The 18,369-nt window shown below is 70.3% G+C and carries 20 protein-coding genes; 10 read left to right on the top strand and 10 right to left on the bottom strand.

Translation table 11 applies throughout. The annotated features are described in order from the left end of the window. The first annotated feature begins 134 nt into the window (after positions 1-134). On the top strand, positions 135-1,481 hold the full coding sequence (locus tag ABD736_RS09535) for an HNH endonuclease signature motif containing protein (protein WP_344791519.1): 1,347 nt from the start codon (positions 135-137) through the stop codon (positions 1,479-1,481). A gap of 126 nt (positions 1,482-1,607) precedes the next feature. Here the strand turns inward: ABD736_RS09535 and ABD736_RS09540 are convergent, their stop codons facing one another. Together ABD736_RS09540 and ABD736_RS09545 are read right to left on the bottom strand one after the other, a co-directional pair. Then, a complete protein-coding gene (locus ABD736_RS09540) occupies positions 1,608-1,868 on the bottom strand; it encodes a hypothetical protein (protein ID WP_425555004.1) in 261 nt (86 codons plus the stop codon). A gap of 110 nt (positions 1,869-1,978) precedes the next feature. Beyond that, positions 1,979-2,119, bottom strand: coding sequence for a hypothetical protein (locus ABD736_RS09545; RefSeq protein WP_344791520.1), 141 nt, complete (start codon positions 2,117-2,119; stop codon positions 1,979-1,981). A gap of 118 nt (positions 2,120-2,237) precedes the next feature. Between ABD736_RS09545 and ABD736_RS09550 the strand changes: the two genes are divergently transcribed. Further along, a complete protein-coding gene (locus ABD736_RS09550) occupies positions 2,238-2,909 on the top strand; it encodes a TetR/AcrR family transcriptional regulator (protein ID WP_344791521.1) in 672 nt (223 codons plus the stop codon). Positions 2,910-3,111: 202 nt separating this feature from the next. On the opposite strand, the gene ABD736_RS09555 is transcribed toward ABD736_RS09550, so the two are convergent. The 3 genes from ABD736_RS09555 to ABD736_RS09565 form a co-directional block, all read right to left on the bottom strand. After that, positions 3,112-3,657, bottom strand: a complete 546-nt coding sequence (locus ABD736_RS09555; protein ID WP_344791522.1) for a hypothetical protein — start codon at positions 3,655-3,657, stop codon at positions 3,112-3,114. Between the two features lie 90 nt (positions 3,658-3,747). Beyond that, positions 3,748-4,575 carry a metallophosphoesterase gene (locus ABD736_RS09560; protein WP_344791523.1) on the bottom strand — a complete coding sequence of 276 codons (828 nt, stop codon included), beginning with the start codon at positions 4,573-4,575 and terminating at the stop codon, positions 3,748-3,750. A 10-nt stretch (positions 4,576-4,585) separates the two neighbouring features. Further along, a complete protein-coding gene (locus ABD736_RS09565; RefSeq protein WP_344791524.1) occupies positions 4,586-5,227 on the bottom strand; it encodes a TrmH family RNA methyltransferase in 642 nt (213 codons plus the stop codon). Positions 5,228-5,348: 121 nt separating this feature from the next. Between ABD736_RS09565 and ABD736_RS09570 the strand changes: the two genes are divergently transcribed. The 5 genes from ABD736_RS09570 (at position 5,349) to ABD736_RS09590 (ending at position 9,910) form a co-directional block, all read left to right on the top strand. Then, positions 5,349-6,134 carry an HAD-IIA family hydrolase gene (locus ABD736_RS09570; RefSeq protein WP_344791525.1) on the top strand — a complete coding sequence of 262 codons (786 nt, stop codon included), beginning with the start codon at positions 5,349-5,351 and terminating at the stop codon, positions 6,132-6,134. Positions 6,135-6,220: 86 nt separating this feature from the next. Next, on the top strand, positions 6,221-7,219 hold the full coding sequence (locus ABD736_RS09575; protein ID WP_344791526.1) for an ABC transporter ATP-binding protein: 999 nt from the start codon (positions 6,221-6,223) through the stop codon (positions 7,217-7,219). After that, positions 7,216-8,019, top strand: coding sequence for an ABC transporter permease (locus ABD736_RS09580; RefSeq protein WP_344791527.1), 804 nt, complete (start codon positions 7,216-7,218; stop codon positions 8,017-8,019). The genes ABD736_RS09575 and ABD736_RS09580 overlap by 4 nt, the downstream gene beginning before the upstream one ends. 89 nt (positions 8,020-8,108) lie before the next feature. Then, positions 8,109-9,281, top strand: coding sequence for a sensor histidine kinase (locus ABD736_RS09585; RefSeq protein WP_344791528.1), 1,173 nt, complete (start codon positions 8,109-8,111; stop codon positions 9,279-9,281). Next, complete coding sequence (locus tag ABD736_RS09590) at positions 9,278-9,910, top strand: response regulator (protein ID WP_344791529.1); 633 nt, start codon at positions 9,278-9,280, stop codon at positions 9,908-9,910. Before ABD736_RS09585 ends, ABD736_RS09590 begins: the two co-directional genes overlap by 4 nt. A 6-nt stretch (positions 9,911-9,916) precedes the next feature. Here ABD736_RS09590 and ABD736_RS09595 read toward each other — a convergent pair whose 3' ends face one another. Then, positions 9,917-12,010: a hypothetical protein gene (locus ABD736_RS09595; RefSeq protein ID WP_344791530.1), complete on the bottom strand. Its 2,094-nt coding sequence runs from the start codon at positions 12,008-12,010 to the stop codon at positions 9,917-9,919. Continuing rightward, positions 12,007-12,555 carry an orotate phosphoribosyltransferase gene (gene pyrE / locus ABD736_RS09600; RefSeq protein ID WP_344791531.1) on the bottom strand — a complete coding sequence of 183 codons (549 nt, stop codon included), beginning with the start codon at positions 12,553-12,555 and terminating at the stop codon, positions 12,007-12,009. The genes ABD736_RS09595 and pyrE overlap by 4 nt, the downstream gene beginning before the upstream one ends. A gap of 85 nt (positions 12,556-12,640) precedes the next feature. Between pyrE and ABD736_RS09605 the strand changes: the two genes are divergently transcribed. From ABD736_RS09605 to ABD736_RS09615, 3 genes are all read left to right on the top strand, one after another. Beyond that, entirely contained in the window at positions 12,641-13,675 is a 1,035-nt protein-coding gene (locus ABD736_RS09605; protein ID WP_344791532.1) for a DUF4037 domain-containing protein, read from the top strand. A 105-nt stretch (positions 13,676-13,780) separates the two neighbouring features. Next, a complete protein-coding gene (locus tag ABD736_RS09610) occupies positions 13,781-14,122 on the top strand; it encodes a VOC family protein (RefSeq protein ID WP_344791533.1) in 342 nt (113 codons plus the stop codon). Beyond that, entirely contained in the window at positions 14,103-14,876 is a 774-nt protein-coding gene (locus ABD736_RS09615) for a phosphotransferase family protein (RefSeq protein WP_344791534.1), read from the top strand. The genes ABD736_RS09610 and ABD736_RS09615 overlap by 20 nt, the downstream gene beginning before the upstream one ends. A 124-nt stretch (positions 14,877-15,000) precedes the next feature. Here ABD736_RS09615 and ABD736_RS09620 read toward each other — a convergent pair whose 3' ends face one another. From ABD736_RS09620 to ABD736_RS09630, 3 genes are all read right to left on the bottom strand, one after another. After that, positions 15,001-16,332, bottom strand: coding sequence for an aspartate aminotransferase family protein (locus ABD736_RS09620; protein WP_344791535.1), 1,332 nt, complete (start codon positions 16,330-16,332; stop codon positions 15,001-15,003). An 80-nt stretch (positions 16,333-16,412) separates the two neighbouring features. After that, on the bottom strand, positions 16,413-17,561 hold the full coding sequence (locus ABD736_RS09625) for an ABC transporter substrate-binding protein (protein WP_344791536.1): 1,149 nt from the start codon (positions 17,559-17,561) through the stop codon (positions 16,413-16,415). Between the two features lie 49 nt (positions 17,562-17,610). After that, complete coding sequence (locus ABD736_RS09630) at positions 17,611-18,363, bottom strand: ABC transporter permease (RefSeq protein WP_344791537.1); 753 nt, start codon at positions 18,361-18,363, stop codon at positions 17,611-17,613. Between the last annotated feature and the right edge of the window lie 6 nt (positions 18,364-18,369).

Below are 18,369 nucleotides of genomic sequence, written 5' to 3' on the forward strand. Positions count from 1 at the left end.
GCGGCGCAAGCTGGGCGCACGGATGCCTCGGGCTGTGGGGCTGGGTGTGGAGAAGTTGGCCCTTCCCGCGGACATGTGAATAAGTGTTCTATTATTTCCTAGCGATTGTCGGATGCTTGGCGTAGTCTTGTTCTATGTCGAAGGTCGGGTCTGCCGCGTGCGGGGCGCTTGCGCGTCTTTCTGCTGTGCTGCCGGTGGATCCTGCGGTTTTGACGGATGGGCAGTTGGTGCGGCTGGCGGAGGATCTTGCCGCGGTGCACCGACACCTGGATGCGATGGAGCTGGCGGTGGCCGGGGAGGTGCAGCACCGCTCGGACCCCGAGGCGCCGGACTCCCTGGCGCGCCGGTTGGGGTTCAAGACCGCCGCCGGGGCGATCCAGGGTCTGACGAAGTCCTCGGGCAAGGAAGCTCAGAAGCTCGTCGCCCAGGCGACCGAGTTGAAGAAGCTGCCGGCCGTGGAGGCCGCGGTTCTGGACGGGCGCATCGGCCGGGAGGCGGCCGCGGCGATCAGTGGGGAGTTGCAGAAGGCCGCCGGGAAGGATCTCGGCCGCGCCGACGCCGTTCAGGTGGCCCTGGTCGAGGCGGAGCTCGTCGAGCTGGCCACCACGGCCGGTGCCGACGAGGTGAAAGCACGAGCCGCCGAGAAGGCCGCACTGCTCGATATCACGGCCGTGGAGGATCAGGCGCAGAAGGCGATGGCGCAGCGGTACTTCTCCATCGGCCCGACCGTCGACGGCGCTGCGAAGGTGTCCGGTCTGCTTCCGGCTGGGCATGCGGCCGTCGCACGGGGGCTGTTCGACGCGTTCATCAACCCGAAGGGGAGGAAGACCGTCACCTTCGCCCCCGCCGACGAGGTCACGCCTGAGGACTCGCGCACGGCGGGGCAGAAGCGGGCGGACCTGTTCCGGGATATCTGCGCCTCCCAGGCCCGCTCGGCTGAGGTGCCGGAGATGGGCGGGGACCACCCCACCGTGTGGATCTCCACCACGGTGAAGGAGCTTCATTCGGGTGAGGGGTTGGCGTTCTACGCCGGCACCCCCGAACCCGTCCCCGTCTCAGAGGCCGAGCAGGCCGCCTGCACCGGCGGGATCCAGACGGTGATCTTCGGCGACGACGGGCAGGTGCTGCGCCTCGGGCGCAGCGTGCGCGGGTTCACGAGGCGCCAGCGGCGCGCGATCGCCCTGCGGGACGGCGGCACCTGTGTGATCCCGGGGTGCAGTGTCCCGGCGCAGTGGTGCGAGGTCCACCACGTCATCAGCTACAAAGACGGCGGCAACACCGACCTCGACAACGGGGTGCTCCTGTGCTGGTTCCACCACCACGAAATCGACTCCGGGCCCTGGCAGATCCGCATGACGGGCGGAACCCCAGAAGTGCGCTACGCCCACGGCGGCCGGGTCATCGACTGGGCACCCGCAGGCAACGGCACAGCCGCACGACTCAGAGCACAAGCCGGCGCGCAAGAACCACCCGGCCCGTAGGCCGATTCTGAGCGGTCTCGTAGCGCGCCGGCCTGGGCGAGAGCGCGAGGAGAATTGCCTGGCATCCGCGCCGACTCAAACCGCATGCTTCATCCGTCCGCGTGGCGTTACGCGCTGCGGCGCTGTTCAGGCAGGGTGGGTGAACGAGACCGGCTTTCCAACGGACTTTGCGTACGCGATCTCCTTGCGGGTCGACTGCCCGATGTAGCCACCCGGGTTGACGACAAGAACGCGGTCAGCCATCTCGATCTTGCGCAGGTGCAACGCACTCAACGCCGCCCTCTGCGCTTCCGAGATCGGCGCGTCCACTTCGCCTGGCGCGATGACAACCGCGCCAGCGAGCGTCAGATCGCGGTTTGCCGCGCGCATCTCGGGCGTGAACCGCACGGAACCGCAGATGCACACGATCTCAGGCCGGTCGGCCCCACCTGTGTTGGCCCCAGTGCGAGGAACGAGAGCAGGGTCGACGCGACTCATGTGCTCATCCTGGCGGACTCCTAGTCGGAGCTCTTCAGGATGATCGCCTCCGTCGGCGGTGCCGCTGAGATGCGGCGCTCCTGATCTTCGGAACCACGTGCTGCCTGCTCGGACTGGTCCTCTGCGTTCTTGGTCTCTCGTTCTTCGGGTTCGTCCGTCATTCCGCAATGGTAGTGCTGTGCGCTCCCGCCGAACCGGAGACACAGGCAGCGCCCCCGAGTTCCCGGCTCGCGCCCGGATGCTTCACACCTCGGTGAAGCAATGCACTACTGTCACTCCATGCCAGACCCGAGAAAGCGAGCCCCGCGCAAAGACGCCGAGGCCAATCGCGAAGCCATTCTCGACGCGGCGACCGTACTGCTCATGCAGGACCGCAACACTCCGCTCGATCCGATCGCCCGACAAGCCGGCCTCACTCGACGCACCGTCTACAGCCACTTCGCCGGACGAGATGAGCTCATCGACGCCGTCCTCATTCGCGCAGCCGCCCGTCTCACCGCCGAACTCGACCCGATCAGCCACCCCGACCCCCGCGTCGAGCTCGCCCTGCACGGTTCGCGCCTCTGGGCGGAGAGCGAAGACGTCAGGCTACTGACGCGCCTCGCGGGCTACGGCGGGCACCGCGATCAGGTCGCACGCATGCTCGAGCCGGTTCGGCTGCGCCTGCGCGAGACGATCGAGCGTGGCATCGAGAGCGGCGCGCTGCGCGACGACATCGAAGCGGGCTCCCTCGCGCGCCTCATCGAATCCACCGCGCTCTCCGTGCTGTCAGAAGCCGGGCGCACCTTCCTGCCGCCTGCACGCGGTCACGTCCTCGTGATCTCGTGCGTGCTCGGAATCGCCGGACTCGGCTGGCGTGAGGTCGACGAGCTGATCGAGCAGACCCCCGTGCTCGCCTACGGCGCGGAGCTCACCGGCCGCCCGCTCGAACCGAGCTGGCTGCGCGCCTGACACCAGCCGGAACCGGATGAAGGCTGCTCTGCACGGGCGGTCATCGGCACCCGGGCGCACGCGGGGTGTGACGCCGGCCACTCGGTAGCGTCAGACCGTGACATCTGGTCGCGGACGGCTCCCGCCACGGGCACCGGGCGCACGGCGTGTGACGTCGGCCGCACGGCAACGCCAGATCGCGAGCGGTCGCGCACGACCCTCGCTACGGGCAGATGATGCCGAGCAGGCAGAGCCGGCCGCTGTCGCCGGAACCCGGGTCCGTCGGCGCGGGAGTCGGCAGCTGAATCGGGGACGATGTCTGCGCAGGCGCCGACGTGGGCGACGGCGATGACGTCGCAGCCGGCGATGAGGCAACGGTGGCGGTGGCACTCGGCGAAGGTGTCGAGGATGCCGCAGGGGTGGAAGCCGCAGCCGAAGCCGACTTCGCGGCCGACGTATTCGGGGCGGCGTCTGACGACTGCACCGTCTCGCGCTTCTCTTCCGGCGCGTTCGCAGAAGTCGCGGGCGCAGCGGTCGGCGTCGGACGGGGCGTCGGCGCCGTCACCGAACCGAGGTCGCGGCTGACGGTGGGAATGTCGTGCGTGCTGCCGATGACCGCCGCGTCAGCGCGATCCGAGAAGCTGAAGTGGACGCCGTCGCTGGAAGCCGAGACGATCGCGAAGGCGGTCAGACCGAGGACGAGTGCCGTTCCGCCGCCGAGTGCGCCACCCAGCAGCGCTGGGCGACGCGACCGCGCCAGGAAGGGCACGCGGGTTGGGGTACGTCGATGTCGGGCCATGAACGGCCCAGTATTGCAGGGTGCACCTGACGTTCGCAAAGTAACCCGAATGGGGGATGCTCAGCTTCGCGGGCCGTACGCCTTCGCGATCGCGCCGACCGTCTCCGGATCCATATCGAAGAGCCACTCGTCAGCTCCCGAGGGGACGCTGACGAAGGTCGCCGCGGGCGCACCGACCTCGGGCACGTCGACCACGGCGAACCCGCTGCCGGCCGCCGCGCGCTCATGCCCGCCCGGGGCCACGGCATCCGTCGTGTTCGTGACGCCGGGCGCGACGACGACCGGCAGGCCGCCCGCCCAGGTCGCAACCGAGTGGTGATAGTGACCGCTGAGCACGAGGCGGACGTCGCCGCCGGCAAGCACGTCGAGCACGTCGGATGCCCGCTGCAGCTCGAGCGCGCGCAGAAGTGCGCTCCAGGCCGGGACGGGGGCGTGGTGCATGACGACGATCGTCCCGCTCGGGGCATCCGTCGCCAACTGCGCGCGCAGCCAATCGAGCTGGTCGGGGAAAAGCTCGCCGTAGCCCGCGCCGGGCACCGAGGTGTCGAGCCGGATCACGCGGAACCCCGCCACCTCGAGCACGCCGTCGCGCGCGCCGAGCACCTGCTCGAAGCCGTCGCGGAGGTCGTGGTTGCCCATGACGTAGGCCGTCGGCGCACCGAGCGTGGCCGCGAACGGCTCGAGCCGATCGCGCAGCTTCTCGTAGGCGGCGACCGAGCCGTCTTCGGACAGATCGCCGCTCGCGACCACCAGGCCGATGCCCTCGATCTGAGCCGCCCGCTCGAGCACGCGGTCGAGCGCCGCCGTGGTGTCGACGCCGTTGTGACGTGCCTCTGGGTCGCCGAGCAGGTGCGTGTCGGAGAGGTGGAGGATGCGGAGGGTCGTCATGGGCGGCACGTTAGCGGGTGCCGGTGACATCAGCGTGCTGGGTGATCCACGCGTGCATCGCGATGGCCGCCGCCGCACTCGCGTTGATCGAGCGGGTCGAACCGAACTGCGCGATCTCGACCACGGCGTCTGAGGCCTCGATCGCGGCATCCGTCAGCCCCGGTCCCTCCTGCCCGAAGAGCAGCACGCACTCACGCGGCAACGCGAACGACTCGATCAGCACAGAGCCCGGCACGTTGTCGATCGCGATGATCGGCAGCCCGCGCTCGCGCGCCCACGCGACCAGCTCGTCGATCGTGTCGTGGTGCAGCACGTGCTGGTAGCGGTCGGTGACCATCGCGCCGCGCTTGTTCCAGCGCCGCCGGCCGACGATGTGCACCGTGTCGGCGAGGAACGCGTTCGCGCTGCGCACGATCGATCCGATGTTGAGGTCGTGCTGCCAGTTCTCGATCGCGACATGAAACGGATGCCTGCGCCGATCGAGGTCGGCGACGATGGCGTCCATCGTCCAATAGCGATAGCGATCGACCACGTTGCGCGTGTCGCCGTGGGCGAGGAGCTCGGGGTCGTATTCCTCGCCCTGCGGCCACTCGCCCTGCCAGGGGCCGACGCCGTGAAGTGGGGTCGCTGCGGCGTCTTCCGGAGTGGTCACTCGTTCAGGCTAGGGGGTCTCGATACGCCCGGCTTCGCGCGGGCCACTCGACCAGCGGACGGGGCCGTTTCGCGCGGGCCACTCGACCGTCGCAGCGGCGCGCGACCAATAGGCTGGGCACATGCGTGAACGCGGCGATGTCGTCTCTTGGCTCACCGATATGGACGGGGTCCTCGTCCACGAGAACAAGGCGCTTCCGGGCGCCGCCGAGCTGCTCAAGCAGTGGCACGACGATGGCACCGAGTACCTGATTCTGACGAACAACTCGATCTTCACCCCGCGTGACCTCGCTGCCCGGCTGCGCATCTCGGGCATCGACGTTCCCGAAGAGCGCATCTGGACCTCCGCTCTCGCCACCGCCGACTTCTGCGCCAGCCAGATGCCCGGCGGCACCGCCTTCGTGATCGGCGAGGCCGGCATCACCACCGCGCTGCACGAGGCCGGCTTCATCATGACCGAGACCAACCCGGACTTCGTGGTCGTCGGCGAGACGCGCAACTACAGCTTCGAAGCGATCACGAAGGCGATCCGCCTCATCAACGGCGGCGCGCGCTTCATCGCCACGAACCCCGACGCGACCGGGCCGAGCGCCGAGGGCCCTCTGCCCGCGACCGGCGCCATCGCAGCGCTGATCACCAAGGCGACCGGCCGCGAGCCGTACATCGTCGGCAAGCCGAACCCCATGATGTTCCGCTCGGCGATGAACAAGATCGGCGCGCACTCCGAGACGACGGGCATGATCGGCGACCGCATGGACACCGACATCGTCGCCGGCATCGAGGCCGGCCTGTTCACCGTGCTCGTGATGTCGGGCATCACCGGCGACGACTCCGAGATCAACCGGTATCCGTTCCGGCCCGACGAGGTGCTGAGCGGGGTTGCGCAGCTCGTCCGCGGGAAAGAGTGATCGCGGTCGCCATCAACCGAACGGTTGATGGCGCGTCCACCTCATAGGCGCTTCCGGTGCAGGCACCGGAAAGCCAATCTGATGGCATGACCCCAGAACCCGTCATCGACGTCGTCGGGCTGCGGAAGAGCTACGGAATCGGCCAGAGTTCCGTCCTCGCCGTCGACGGCATCGACTTCAGCATCGCCCGCGGCGAGGTGTTCGCCCTGCTCGGGCCGAACGGCGCGGGCAAGTCCTCGACCGTGGAGATCCTCGAGGGCTATCACGACCGCTCCGGCGGCGAAGTGCGCGTGCTCGGCGCCGACCCACAGCGCCTGCATGGCCGCGCCCTGCTCGACTGGAAGGCGCGCATCGGCGTCGTGCTGCAGTCGACCAACGAAGAGAACGTGCTGACGGTGCGGCAGACGCTCCAGCAGTTCGCCGCGTTCTATCCCCACCCGCGCGGCATCGACGAGGTGATCGCCGCCGTCGGGCTCACCGAGAAGGCGGGCGCCCGCGTGCACAAGCTGTCAGGCGGCCAGCGCCGGCGCCTCGATGTCGCCCTCGGCGTGATCGGACGGCCGGAGCTGCTGTTCCTCGACGAGCCGACGACGGGCTTCGACCCCGTGGCGCGGCGCGAGTTCTGGGGGCTCATCAAGCAGCTGCAGGACGAGGGCACGACGATCCTGCTCACCACGCACTACCTCGACGAGGCCGCGCACCTCTCGAACCGCGTGGGCATCATCGCCGCGGGCAGGCTCGTCGACCTGGGCCCGGTCGACCAGATCGGCGGTGCCGAGGCGCGCGTGCCCATCGTGCGGTGGAGGGACGCTGGGGGACGCATCCGCGAGCTGCGCACCGATGAGCCTGCGCGGGCCGTCACCGAGCTCGTCGCCACCTTCGAGGGCGAGCCCCCGGCGCTCGAGGTGATCAGGCCGAGCCTCGAGGACATCTATCTGCAGCTGATCGGCCACCTCGGCACCGAGGCGGAAGGCGACGCCGACAGCGCCGCCGACGTCGGTTCGGCGCGGGGCGAGTCCGGTCCGTCCGCCGCCGACACCACCCGGGCCCGCACGCCCCGCGAGACCGAGGGGGTCAGCGCATGAGCACCATCGGCCTCGGCGCGGTTCGCGCCAAGTACGAGTTCATCTCGTACTTCCGCGAGTTCGACGCGCTGTTCTTCACCTTCCTGTTCCCCGTCATCATGCTCGGCATCTTCTCCGCCGCGTTCGGCGGCATGGGCGACATCGGGCCGGCCGGCCACCAGGTGAACTTCGCGACCTATTACCTGCCGGCGATGGTCGCCGCGGGCATTCTGCTCTCGGGGGTGCAGAACCTGGCCGTCGCCATCGCCGGCGAGAAGAGCAACGGCACGCTGAAGCGCCTCGGCGGCACCCCGCTGCCGCCGATGTCGTACTTTATCGGCAAGCTCGGCTCGACGTTCGTGACCGGCGCGATGCAGGTCGTGGTGCTGCTGCTGTTCGCGCGACTCGTCTTCGGCGTCGAGCTGCCGACCGACCCGGCGAAGTACCTGCAGCTGCTGTGGATCTTCGTGCTCGGCCTGCTCGCCTGCGCGCTGCTCGGCATGGCGCTGTCCGCCGTTCCGCGCTCTGGCCGCAGCGCGACCGCGGTCGTGATCCCGCTGCTGCTGTTCCTGCAGTTCATCTCGGGCGTCTACCTGCCGTTCTCGCAGCTGCCGAGTTGGATGCAGACCGTCGCCAGCTTCTTCCCGCTGAAGTGGATGGCACAGGGCATGCGCTCGGTGTTCCTGCCGGACCAGTTCAAGGCGCTCGAGGTCGGCGGCCAGTGGCATCTGGGGTGGATCGCGCTCGTGCTCGCCGGCTGGCTCGTCGTGGGGCTCGTGCTCACGCGGCTCACCTTCCGCTGGATCCGCAAGGATGCGTGAGCTGATGCGTGATCGCGCGGGTGAGCGGGTGCGTGAGCGCGTGCCCGAGCGGATGCGTGGCCGAAGCGCCCGCGCGGCAGAATAGCCCCGTGCTCGTTCAGCCCCGCTGGTGGGATGGCGTCATGGCCCTCGGCCTGATCGCCTGTGGCGTGCTGCTCGGCACCTCGAGTCCGTTCAACCGCGACCCGATCAGCTGGGCAGTCCTCGCCGCGTTCGCGCTGGTCTATGTGCTACTCGCGCGGCCGCAGTTCGCACTGCCACACGGACCGGCACACCCCAGGCTGATCGCGTGCGCCGGCCTGGTGGCCGCCCTGATCGCCGTCGGCGTCTATCGCTACCCGGCCCTCGCGACGCTGCAATGCGTCGCGTATCCGCTGGTGTGGACGCTGCCGTGGCGCCTGCGCGCCGCGACCGTGGCGAATCTCGCGATCGGCGTCGCCGTGATGCTCGGCTACGGGCTGAGCCCCGTCAACGAAGGTGCCAGCCCGTGGATCGTCGGCCTCGGCGTCGCCGTGCTGTCGGTCGCGTTCTCACTCGTGCTCGGCATCTGGATCACCCGCATCGCCGAATACGGCGCCGACCGCGCGCGACTGCTCGCCGAGCTGACCGCTGCGCAGGGCGAACTCGCCGCGATGCACCGCGAAGCCGGCGAGCTCGCCGAGCGCACCCGGTTCGCGCGGGAGCTGCACGACACGGTCACGCAGAGCCTCACCGGCCTCGTGATGCTCGCCGAGCGCGCGGGGGCGCAGCTCGACTCCGGGCGGGTCGGCGAGGCTCAGGCATCCGTCTCACTCATCGAATCGACGGCGCGCGACGCGCTCGGCGAAGCGCGCGCCCTCGTGGCGACCATGTCGCCCGTGTCGGGCGAGGGGCTCGGCGACGCCCTGCATCGGCTGGCCGCGCGGTTCGAGCGCGAGACAGGCGTCACGGTCGCGGTCGAGCTGTGCGAACGGCACCTCACGCGCGAGCAGGAGGTCGTGCTGCTGCGCTGCGCCCAGGGGGGACTCGCGAACGTGCGCAAGCACGCGCACGCTGCGCACGTGGTGATCGCGGTCGGCGCCGACGAGGCGAGCGGTGAGCTCGCGCTGACCGTGCGCGACGACGGCGTGGGTGTGGGGGCGGCTGCCGGCGACGGTGATGCCGGTTTCGGCGTGGCCGGCATGCGTGAGCGCGTGGGGATGCTCGGCGGGCGGCTCTCGCTCACCACGCCGTCCGGCGGCGGGGCGGAGCTCGCCGTGGTGATTCCGCTGGCGGTCTCGTGATTCGCGTCCTCGTCGCCGACGATCACCCGATCGTGCGCAGCGGGGTCGTCGCGACGCTCGCCGCGGCGCCCGACATCGACGTGGTGGGCGAGGCGGCGGACGGCTCCGACGCGGTGGCGCTGGCTGAGGCATCCGCGCCTGATGTGGTCCTCATGGATCTGCGCATGCCCGTGCTCGGCGGCGTCGCCGCGACCGAGCAGCTGCTCAGCTCGCCGCGGCCGCCGCGCGTGCTCGTGCTCACCACCTACGACACGGACGACGACATCATCGCGGCGATCGAGGCGGGGGCGAGCGGATACCTGCTGAAGGCGGCTCCCGCCGACGAGATCCTGGCGGCGGTGCGCGCGGTGGCGGCGGGAAAGACGGCGCTCGCGCCATCGATCGCGGCCGCCCTGGTCGCCCGCGTGCGCTCAGGGGCGGGAGGCGCCGGTGCCGGGCCGCGGCTGTCGGCGCGCGAGCTCGAGGTGCTGAAGCTCGTGGCATCCGGTCACAGCAACGGCCAGATCGCGGCGGCGCTGTTCATCTCCGAGGCGACGGTGAAGACGCACCTGATCCATGTGTTCGAGAAGCTCGAGGTGACCGGCCGCACGCGCGCCGTGACGCGCGCGCAGGAGCTGGGGATGCTGTAGCCAGACCTACTTGGTCGGCCCCGGCCCCGCGATCGAGCTCGTGAACGGCTGCTTCGACGAGCGCGTGACGAAGCAGAAGTAGTTGCGCTGACCGGAGTTCCACTGGTCGGCATTCACCGGGTAGGCCCCGACCACCTGGACGTCGCTGTATGCGGCGGCCGCGTGCAGATCGACGACCCCTGGCTTGCTGCACAGCAGGTTGATCTGGCTCGCGATGGCCTGCGCGCCGGGGAACGGCGTCGACGGGTCGGTCGCGAACGGGGCCGTGTAGACGAGCTGCGCCGCGTGCTGCGCGTTGCAGTCGACGACGGCGAACTGCTGCGCCCACGCGGAGCTGAACGGGTTGATGCACTCGCCGCCACGCAGCTGATCCCACTGGTAGCTCTGGCCGGCGGGCAGGGGCCCGCTGCCGGCGACCGCCGGGTCTTGGGTCTGGGTCTGCGTCGGGGTGGGCGTCGCCGACGGTGTCGGAGTCGTCGAGGCCGTGGGCGTCGCCGTGTGGGTCGACGCCACCGGGGTCTGGTCGCGGCCCGCGGCGAAGGCCCGGCCGAGCGCGAACAGCCCGATGCCGATGAGGATCAAGAGCAGGATCGCCGCCGCGATCAGCAGCCAGCGGTTCAGCGAGCTGCCGCCTCGCGCGTGCTCGAGCGGAGCGCCGGCGGGCTGCTGAGGCGGGGGCACCTCGGCCAGCGGCTGGCCGAACAGGCTCGATGCGCTCGTGGCTGCCGGCGCGGCCGCGGGCGCCGCGGGAACGGGGGCGTGGTCCGGCGCTGCGGCGGGGCCTGCCTGGGCCTGCTCGGTGGCCGCCGGTTCCTCAGGGGTCTGCGCCGCGTTGCGCGGCAGCAGCGCGTCGAACGAGGGCAGGATCTCGTTCACCGGCGGCATCGGGCTGACGATCGCGTTGTCGACCGTCTCGGGGTGCGCCCCGAGCATGTCGGCGATGTCGCTCCAGTCGGAGGTCACGTGCTGCTCGCCGTTGGCAGGCGCGTCATCGACGGCCGCGTTGCCGGGCTCGCCCTGTGCGGGCACGGATGTCTGCGCCGGCGAGTCCTCGTCAGGAATCGTGAACTCGTCGACGGACGGCACGGGCGTGATCGCCTCGGTCGGTGCGAAGAGGTCCTGCGCGAACGGGTCGAACTCGTGCGCCGTAGTTCCCGGGGGAAGCGGCGCGTGGCTCGGCGGCGACGGGGGCACCGGGAGCGACGGCTCTGCGTCGGGGAACAGCGAGGTCGCTGCGGCGTCTGCGGGCTGGGCTGGCTCTGCGGCGGCGGACGCGGGCACGCCGTCGGGCTCACCGTCGCGCGGCGCCTCGCGCTGCTGCTCCGCGCTCGGCTCGCCCGTCGGCGCATCCGTGATCAGCGGCCTCGGCGCGGGCTTCGGAACGACGAGCGGCGCGGCCGAGGGGAACGGGAAGTCGGGCTCGTCGAACGACGGCTCGGGAATCTCGACAGGTGCGTTGAGCGCCGGGTCGGGGTCGTCGGTCGGCGACAGGTTCCACATGAACGGGATGACCGGCTCGGCGGGCTGCGAGGGCTCGATCGATGCTGCGGTGAAGGCGTCGATGGAGTCGCCGACGGCCGGCTCGGTGAGAGCCTGCTCATCGCGCGGCGCCTCGGGGAACGGATTCGACGCGGCTTCGCGCGGCGCCTCGCGGAATGCACCCGGAGAGGTTGCACTCGGCTGGCCGGGGAACGCGGCCGGCGCGGCTTCGGCGCGGTCGCCGGTGAACTCCTCGGTGGTCGGCTGCTGCGCGGGCAAGGCTGAGCGGTCGGCAGCCGCCGGCGCAGACGCTGCATCGCCCTGCGCCTCACCACGCGCGACGGCCTCGAGCGTTCCGGTCTCCCACGAGAAGCGCGCCCGCGGGCGCTCGTCAGGCGACGCGGCGGTCTCGGTCGACGTGTCGGCGGTGGGCTCTTCCGCTGCAGGCTGCTCGGTCGAAGCATCCGGAATCGGCACGCCCGCGGCCTCGAGAGCCGCCTCAGCCTCTCGGCGGCCACGCCGCGAGTCGATGCGGCCGCCGCTCAGCTGAGCGAGCAGCCACTCGGTGCTGCCCGGCTTCGGCTCGTCGGCGTCGCTCGGCGGATTCGTCTCGTCGGTCACGCGAGTCCCAGGTCTTCCAGCCCGATCGCGGCGTAATAGGGGTAGCCGGCCGCTTCGATGGCTTCCTTCGCCCCGGTGGCGCGGTCGACGACGACGGCGACGCCGGCGATCTCTGCGCCGACCTTCTTCAGTGCCTCGATCGCGGCGAGTGGCGAGCCGCCCGTGGTCGAGGTGTCTTCGAGCACGACCACGCGCTTCCCGGCGAGGTCGGGGCCCTCGACCTGGCGGCCGCGGCCGTGGTCCTTCGGCTCCTTGCGCACGACGAACGCATCGTAGGCGTAGCCCGCGGCCGCGCCCTGGTGCAGGATGCTGGCGGCGATCGGGTCGGCGCCCATGGTCATGCCGCCGACGGCGACGACCCCCGGAACGTCTTTGATGAGGTCGAGCATGACCTGCCCGATCAGCGGCGCGACGCGGTGATCGAGGCTGACCTTGCGCAGGTCGACGTAGTAGGTGGCCTTCTTGCCGCTGGTCAGCGTGAAGTCGCCGTGGAAGACGGCGTCGGCCTTGATGAAGTCGATCAGCTGCTGGCGGGTGTCGGTCACGGCCCCGATTCTAATGGGGCCCGGCCTGTGAGACAGGTGTCGGGAAACTGAGTGGCCGGGGCGAGCGCCCTGCAGGATGGAGCCTGTGATTCCTGACGAGGTGGGCGGCATCGCGCTCGCGCGGGCGTACTTCGACGAGGTCGTCGAGCCGCTGCTGCGGGCCCGGTTCCCCGCGCTGGCCTATGCCGCGGGGCGGCTCGGGGCCGGCTCGGACGTGCTGGGCCTGGACGATGCTGTGTCGCGCGATCACGACTGGGGCCTGCGGCTGAGCGTGTTCGTGCCTGAGGATCGCGTGGGTGACGTTCGCGACGCGGTCGAACGGATGCTTCCCGCGACGTTCCGCGGATTGCCGACGCGCTTCCCCTTCACCGGCCAGACCGACGCGGTGCACCATGTCGAGGTCGAGTCGGTGGCGGGGTTCGTCACGGGGCGCGTCGGCTTCGACCCGCGCGCGGGCATGACGGCCCGCGACTGGCTGTCGCTCTCGGGGCAGGCCGTGCTCGAGGTCACCGCGGGGCCCGTGTTCGCCGACCGCGCGGGCGAGCTGACGGCGGTGCGGCGGGCGCTCGAGTGGTACCCCGACGACCTCTGGCGGCACGTGCTGGCGTGCGACTGGGGGCGGCTCGCGCAGGAGCTGCCGCTGATGGGCCGCGCGGCCGATGTCGGCGACGAGGTCGGCTCGCGCATCATCGCCGCGCGGCTCGTGCAGGTGGTGATGCACCTCGCATTCCTGCTCGAGCGCCGCTGGGCGCCGTATGCGAAGTGGTTCGGGACGGTGTTCCGTTCTCTGGAGTGCGCGCCGCGGCTTGAGGCATCCCTCGCCACCGCGTTGAATGCGGCGAATGCTGAGCGCCGTCAGCGCGCGCTCGGCGACGCGCTGGCCGAGTTGTTGCAGGTGCAGAACGGGCTGGGGCTCACGGATGCCGCCGAGGCGGCGGTGCCGTTCTGGGATCGGCCGTACCTGCACCCGAATCCCGTGATCGTCGAGCAGCTGCTCACCGGGATCACGGATGCCGAGGTGCGCGCGCTGCCCCGGGGTCGCGGCTCGATCGAGCAGCGCACCGACAACGTCGACGTGCTGGTGAGCGCGGCGGCCCGCCGCGCGGCCGTTGCAGACTGACGGGCCCGCGGTGGTTCGAAAGAACGGTGCGATATGCACGTTCGCCGCGCGATGAGCGTGCTTTTCGCACCGGCAGACGGTGAGGTGCGCGGCCATACTGCAGCTATGGAGATCACCGGACTCGGCTGGTGCGGGACACGCACCGAGCGAGCAACGGAGCTGGCCGCCTTCTATGAGAACGTGCTCGGATTGACGCCGGCGCATACGGAGCCGGGGTTCTGGGTGTTCCGGCTTCCGGACGGGCGAAACGTCGAGGTGTTCGGGCCGGACTACCCGGGGAAGGATCACTTCGACACCGGCCCCGTTGCCGGGTTCGCGGTCCGCGATCTCCAGGAAGCCGTGGCCGAGCTGCAGGCGGCGGGCATCGAGCTGCTCGGCGAGGCCGGCCCGACCTGGCAGCACTTCCGCGGACCGGACGGGAATGTCTATGAGCTCGTCGCCGAATGACCCCGGCAACGCCCCCGCGAGCGATCTCGAAATCGTCGTCGCGCATCAGGCGCGTGCGACCCTGCGCGTCGGCGACGTGTTCCTCAAGATCGACTCCGAGCAGGGCAACATCGACGCCGAGGTCGAAGCGATCGAGCTGGCTCCCGTGCCGACGCCGACGATCCTGTGGCAGAAGCCGAACGTGCTCGCGCTCGCACGGGTTCCCGGCACGGCACTGGGGCGGCTCGGCGAGCCGTCGCCGGCGCCGGCGAGCGCGTGGGCCGCGGTCGGCGCTGTGGTGCGGCGATTGCATGAGGCGCCGATGCCTGCTCGGCAGGGTGCCAGCCTGGTGGATGTCGCGGCGCGGCTCGATGGCGAGTGCGAGGCGCTCACCCGCACCGACCTGCTGTCGCCGGAGGTGTTGGCCCGCGGCGGCGAGATCGCGCGAGGAGCACTGCGGTCTTCGCGGCCCGTGTTCATGCACGGTGACCTTCAGCTCGACCACGTCTTCGTCGACGGCGACCAGGTGACCGGCATCATCGACTGGTCGGCCGCCGGCCGTGGTGACGCGCTATTCGACCTCGCGACGCTGACGATCGGGCATGAGGAGCACCTTGATGACGTGCTCGCCGGCTACGGCGGCGGTGTCGACCGCGACCGGGTGCGCGCGTGGTGGGCGGTGCGCAGCCTCTTGGGCATCCGCTGGCTCGCCGAGCACGGCTTCGACCCGGCGGCCCCCGGCGCGGAGATCGACGTGCTGAAGTCTCTGGCGTGACGCGGGCGCCCCGACCCGACCTCGTCGAGGTGTTCCAAAACGGTGGAATTCCGCGGTATCAGGCCGGTTGGGCACCTCTCGGCGGCGCGACGACGGCGACCAAATGGGCGTCTGACGGAGAGTCCTAGGAAGGAACCACCTCGGAGAGCACCGCGTCGTAGGCCTCGAACGCCTGCGCCACCTCGGCCTCGGTGACCACAAGCGGCGGCACCACGTGAATGCGGTTGTTCTGCACGAACGGCAGCACACCCCGCTCGAGCAGCCCCGACCTGATGCGCGCCATGACCGCGTCGGGCAGGGGAGTGCGGCTCGAGGCATCCGTCACCAGCTCCATCGCCCAGAAGCAGCCGAGTCCGCGCACCTCACCGACCAGGTCGGGGTGCGCGGCCTGCAGGGCGGCGAGCGCCGGCCCGATCGCCGACTCGCCCAGCTGCGCCGCGTGCTCGACTATGCGCTCGTCGGTCATCGCCTCGATCGTTGCGACCACCGAGGCGGCGGCGAGCGGATGCCCCGAATAGGTCAATCCGCCCGGGAAGACGCGCTCGTCGAAGGCGTGCGCGATCGCGGGCGAGATGATGACGCCGCCCATCGGCACGTAGCCCGAGTTGACGCCCTTCGCGAAGGTGATCAGGTCGGGCGTGACGCCGAAGCCCTGGTGCGCGAACCACTCGCCGGTGCGGCCGAAGCCGGTCATCACCTCGTCGGCGATGAACACGATGCCGTAGCGCGTGGCGAGCTCGCGCACCCCCTCGATGTAGCCGGGCGGCGGCACGAGCACCCCGGCGGTTCCTGGCACCGTCTCGAGCAGAATGGCGGCGATCGTGTCGGGGCCCTCTGCCTGGATCACGCGCTCGAGGTGGTGCAGGGCGCGGGCCGATTCCTCTTGGGGCGTGCTCGCCCAGAACTCGCTGCGGTAGAGCCACGGGCCGAAGAAGTGCACGTGCCCGCGGGCGTACTGGTTGGGCATCCGCCGCCAGTCGCCCGTCGCGACGATCGCCGCGCCGGTGTTGCCGTGGTAGCTGCGGTAGGTCGACAGCACCGTGTCGCGGCCGGTGAACAGCCGGGCGAGGCGGATTGCGTTCTCGTTCGCGTCGGCGCCGCCGTTGGTGAAGAACACCTTCTCGAAGTCGGCGCCCTTGAGGTTCGCCTTCTCTACGATGAGCTGCGCCGCGCGGCCGCGGGTGAGGTTCGCGTGCTTCGGGTCGATCGTCGTGAGCTGGTCGGCCTGCGCCTTGATCGCCTCGACGACGCGCGGATGCTGGTAGCCGATGTTCACGTTGACGAGCTGGCTCGACATGTCGAGGTACTCGCGGCCCTCGTGATCCCACAGCCTGGCGCCCGAGCCACCCGCGAAGACCAGCGGACTCAGCGCCCCCTGCGCCGACCACGAGTGGAACACGTGGGCACGATCGAGATCGAGGGCGAGCTGCTGGTCGGCCGGGTCGAGTTCGGGCATGTGGGTTCCTTACGTTTTCGTTCAGGTTATTGCGGCGGGCGAGCGGATGCCGGACCGCGTGGCCCGGCACCCGCCACCGGTCACTTGCCGCCGGGCTGCAGCGTCACGGTCTCGGGCTTGAAGCCCTCGCCGGTGACGTCGACACCCTGCTTCTTGAGCTCGGCGAGCGCCTTGTCGACGTAGGTGTTCGTGTAGGCATCCTTGTCGGGCTTCGAGCTGATGACCGTCGCGCCGCTGCCGTTCTTGGTGTGCAAGGCGATGTCGACGGTCTGGGCCCACTCTTTGCTGTCGATCTTGCCGATGCCGTCGGGCGAGGGCCAGATCAGCTTGTCGACCTCGTTCGTCTGCCAGGTCTGGTGGCTGAGGCCGAGCTGGCTGCCTGCGGCGACGACATCGGCCGCGGTTTGGTCGATGTGGTCACGCGCGTAGACCCAGCCCTTGAGCGTCGCCGCGATCACCTTGACCGTCTGCGCCTGGTAGGCCTTGTCGCTCTTCAGCTTGTTCGTGTCGGCCCAGAGCCCGTCCTGGTACATGCCGAAGCCCAGGTCGGACCAGTTGAGGATGTTGAGGTCGTCGAGCGTGTAGAGCTTGCCGGTCTTCGGATTCTTCGACTCGAGCACCTGGGCGAGCTCGTTGTAGGTCATCGCTTGCGCCGCCGTGATGTCGCCGTCCAGGAAGGCGTTCATGTCGAAGCCCTGCTGCACGACCTTGACGTCGGTGGCCGGGTCGAGCCCGGACTTCGTCATGGCGGCGTACGGCTCGAATTCGTTGCCGCCGCCCCAGCTGCCGACGGTCTGGCCCTTGAGGTCTTTCACCGAGGTGATGCCCTTGTCCTTGAACGAGATCTGCAGCGTGCCAGAGCGCTGGAAGATCTGCGCGACGTCGGTGATCGCCGCGCCCTGCTCGCGCGAGGCGAGGGCCTTCGGCGCCCACGCGATGGCGTAGTCGACGGCGCCGTTCGCGAGCTGGGTCTGCGGCACGATGTCGCCGCCGGCGGGGACCAGCGTGACATCCAGCCCCTCGTCTTTGTAATAGCCCTGCTTGACGGCCTCGACGTAGCCGGCGAACTGCGCCTGCACGGCCCACTGCAGCTGGATCTTCACGGGGGTGAGCCCGGCCTTGCTCGTGGGGGTGGTGGTCGAGGCGGTGCTCGAGCAGCCGGCGAGGAGGGCGGCCGCTGCGGCGGTCGCTGCGGCGAGCGCGAGGGCTCGCCTGGTGCTGTGCTTCATGTGGTGCTCCAATCGGGGTGCGGTTCCGTGGTGCGGGTGGGGTGAGAGCTCATGCGGTGCGGCCGCCGCGCGACACCGCCTTCTCGAGGCCGAGGGTCGCGAGATAGAAGACGAGGCCGACGACGATGGCGCCGAACACATACGCCCAGGCCGCGGCGTAGCCGCTGTTCGCGGCCGCCGAGGTGATGAGCGAGCCGAGGCCCGTCTGCGGGCCGCCGAAGTACTCGGCGACGAGGGCGGAGATGACGGCGAGCGAGGCGGCGACGTTGACTCCGGAGAAGAGATAGGGAAGAGCCCCGGGCAGGGTGACCGCCCTGGTCGCCTGCCACGGCGTCGCGGCATAGGCCGTCATCAGCTCGCGATGCACAGGCCGCACCTGGCGCAGCCCGCGCAGCGTGTTGAGGAAGACGGGCGCGAACGCGGCGATGCCGGCGACGATCTGGCGCGGCAGCTGCGAGCCAGCGCCGAACATCGTGTAGAGCACGGGTGCGACCGCGACGATCGGAAGAACGGCGATGGCCGCGACGATCGGGGCGCTCAAGTGGTCGACCACCCGCACCGCCGCCGCGACGCCCGCGAGCACGACCGCGACCAGCGCCCCCGCAATGAGACCCACGAGGGCGTTGCCGCCCGTGACGAGCGACGCGCGCCAGATCAGCGCAGGGTTCTGGTGGATCATCTGCCAGATCGCGCTCGGTGCAGGAAGCAGGAACGGCTTGATCTGCGCCCCGACGACGAACGCCTGCCAGGCCGCGATCAGCAGCACGCCGAAGACGACCGGCGGCACCACGGTGCGCCACACACTGCT

Origin of the sequence: Gryllotalpicola daejeonensis (genome assembly GCF_039538145.1) — a bacterium.
Classification (GTDB): domain Bacteria; phylum Actinomycetota; class Actinomycetes; order Actinomycetales; family Microbacteriaceae; genus Gryllotalpicola; species Gryllotalpicola daejeonensis.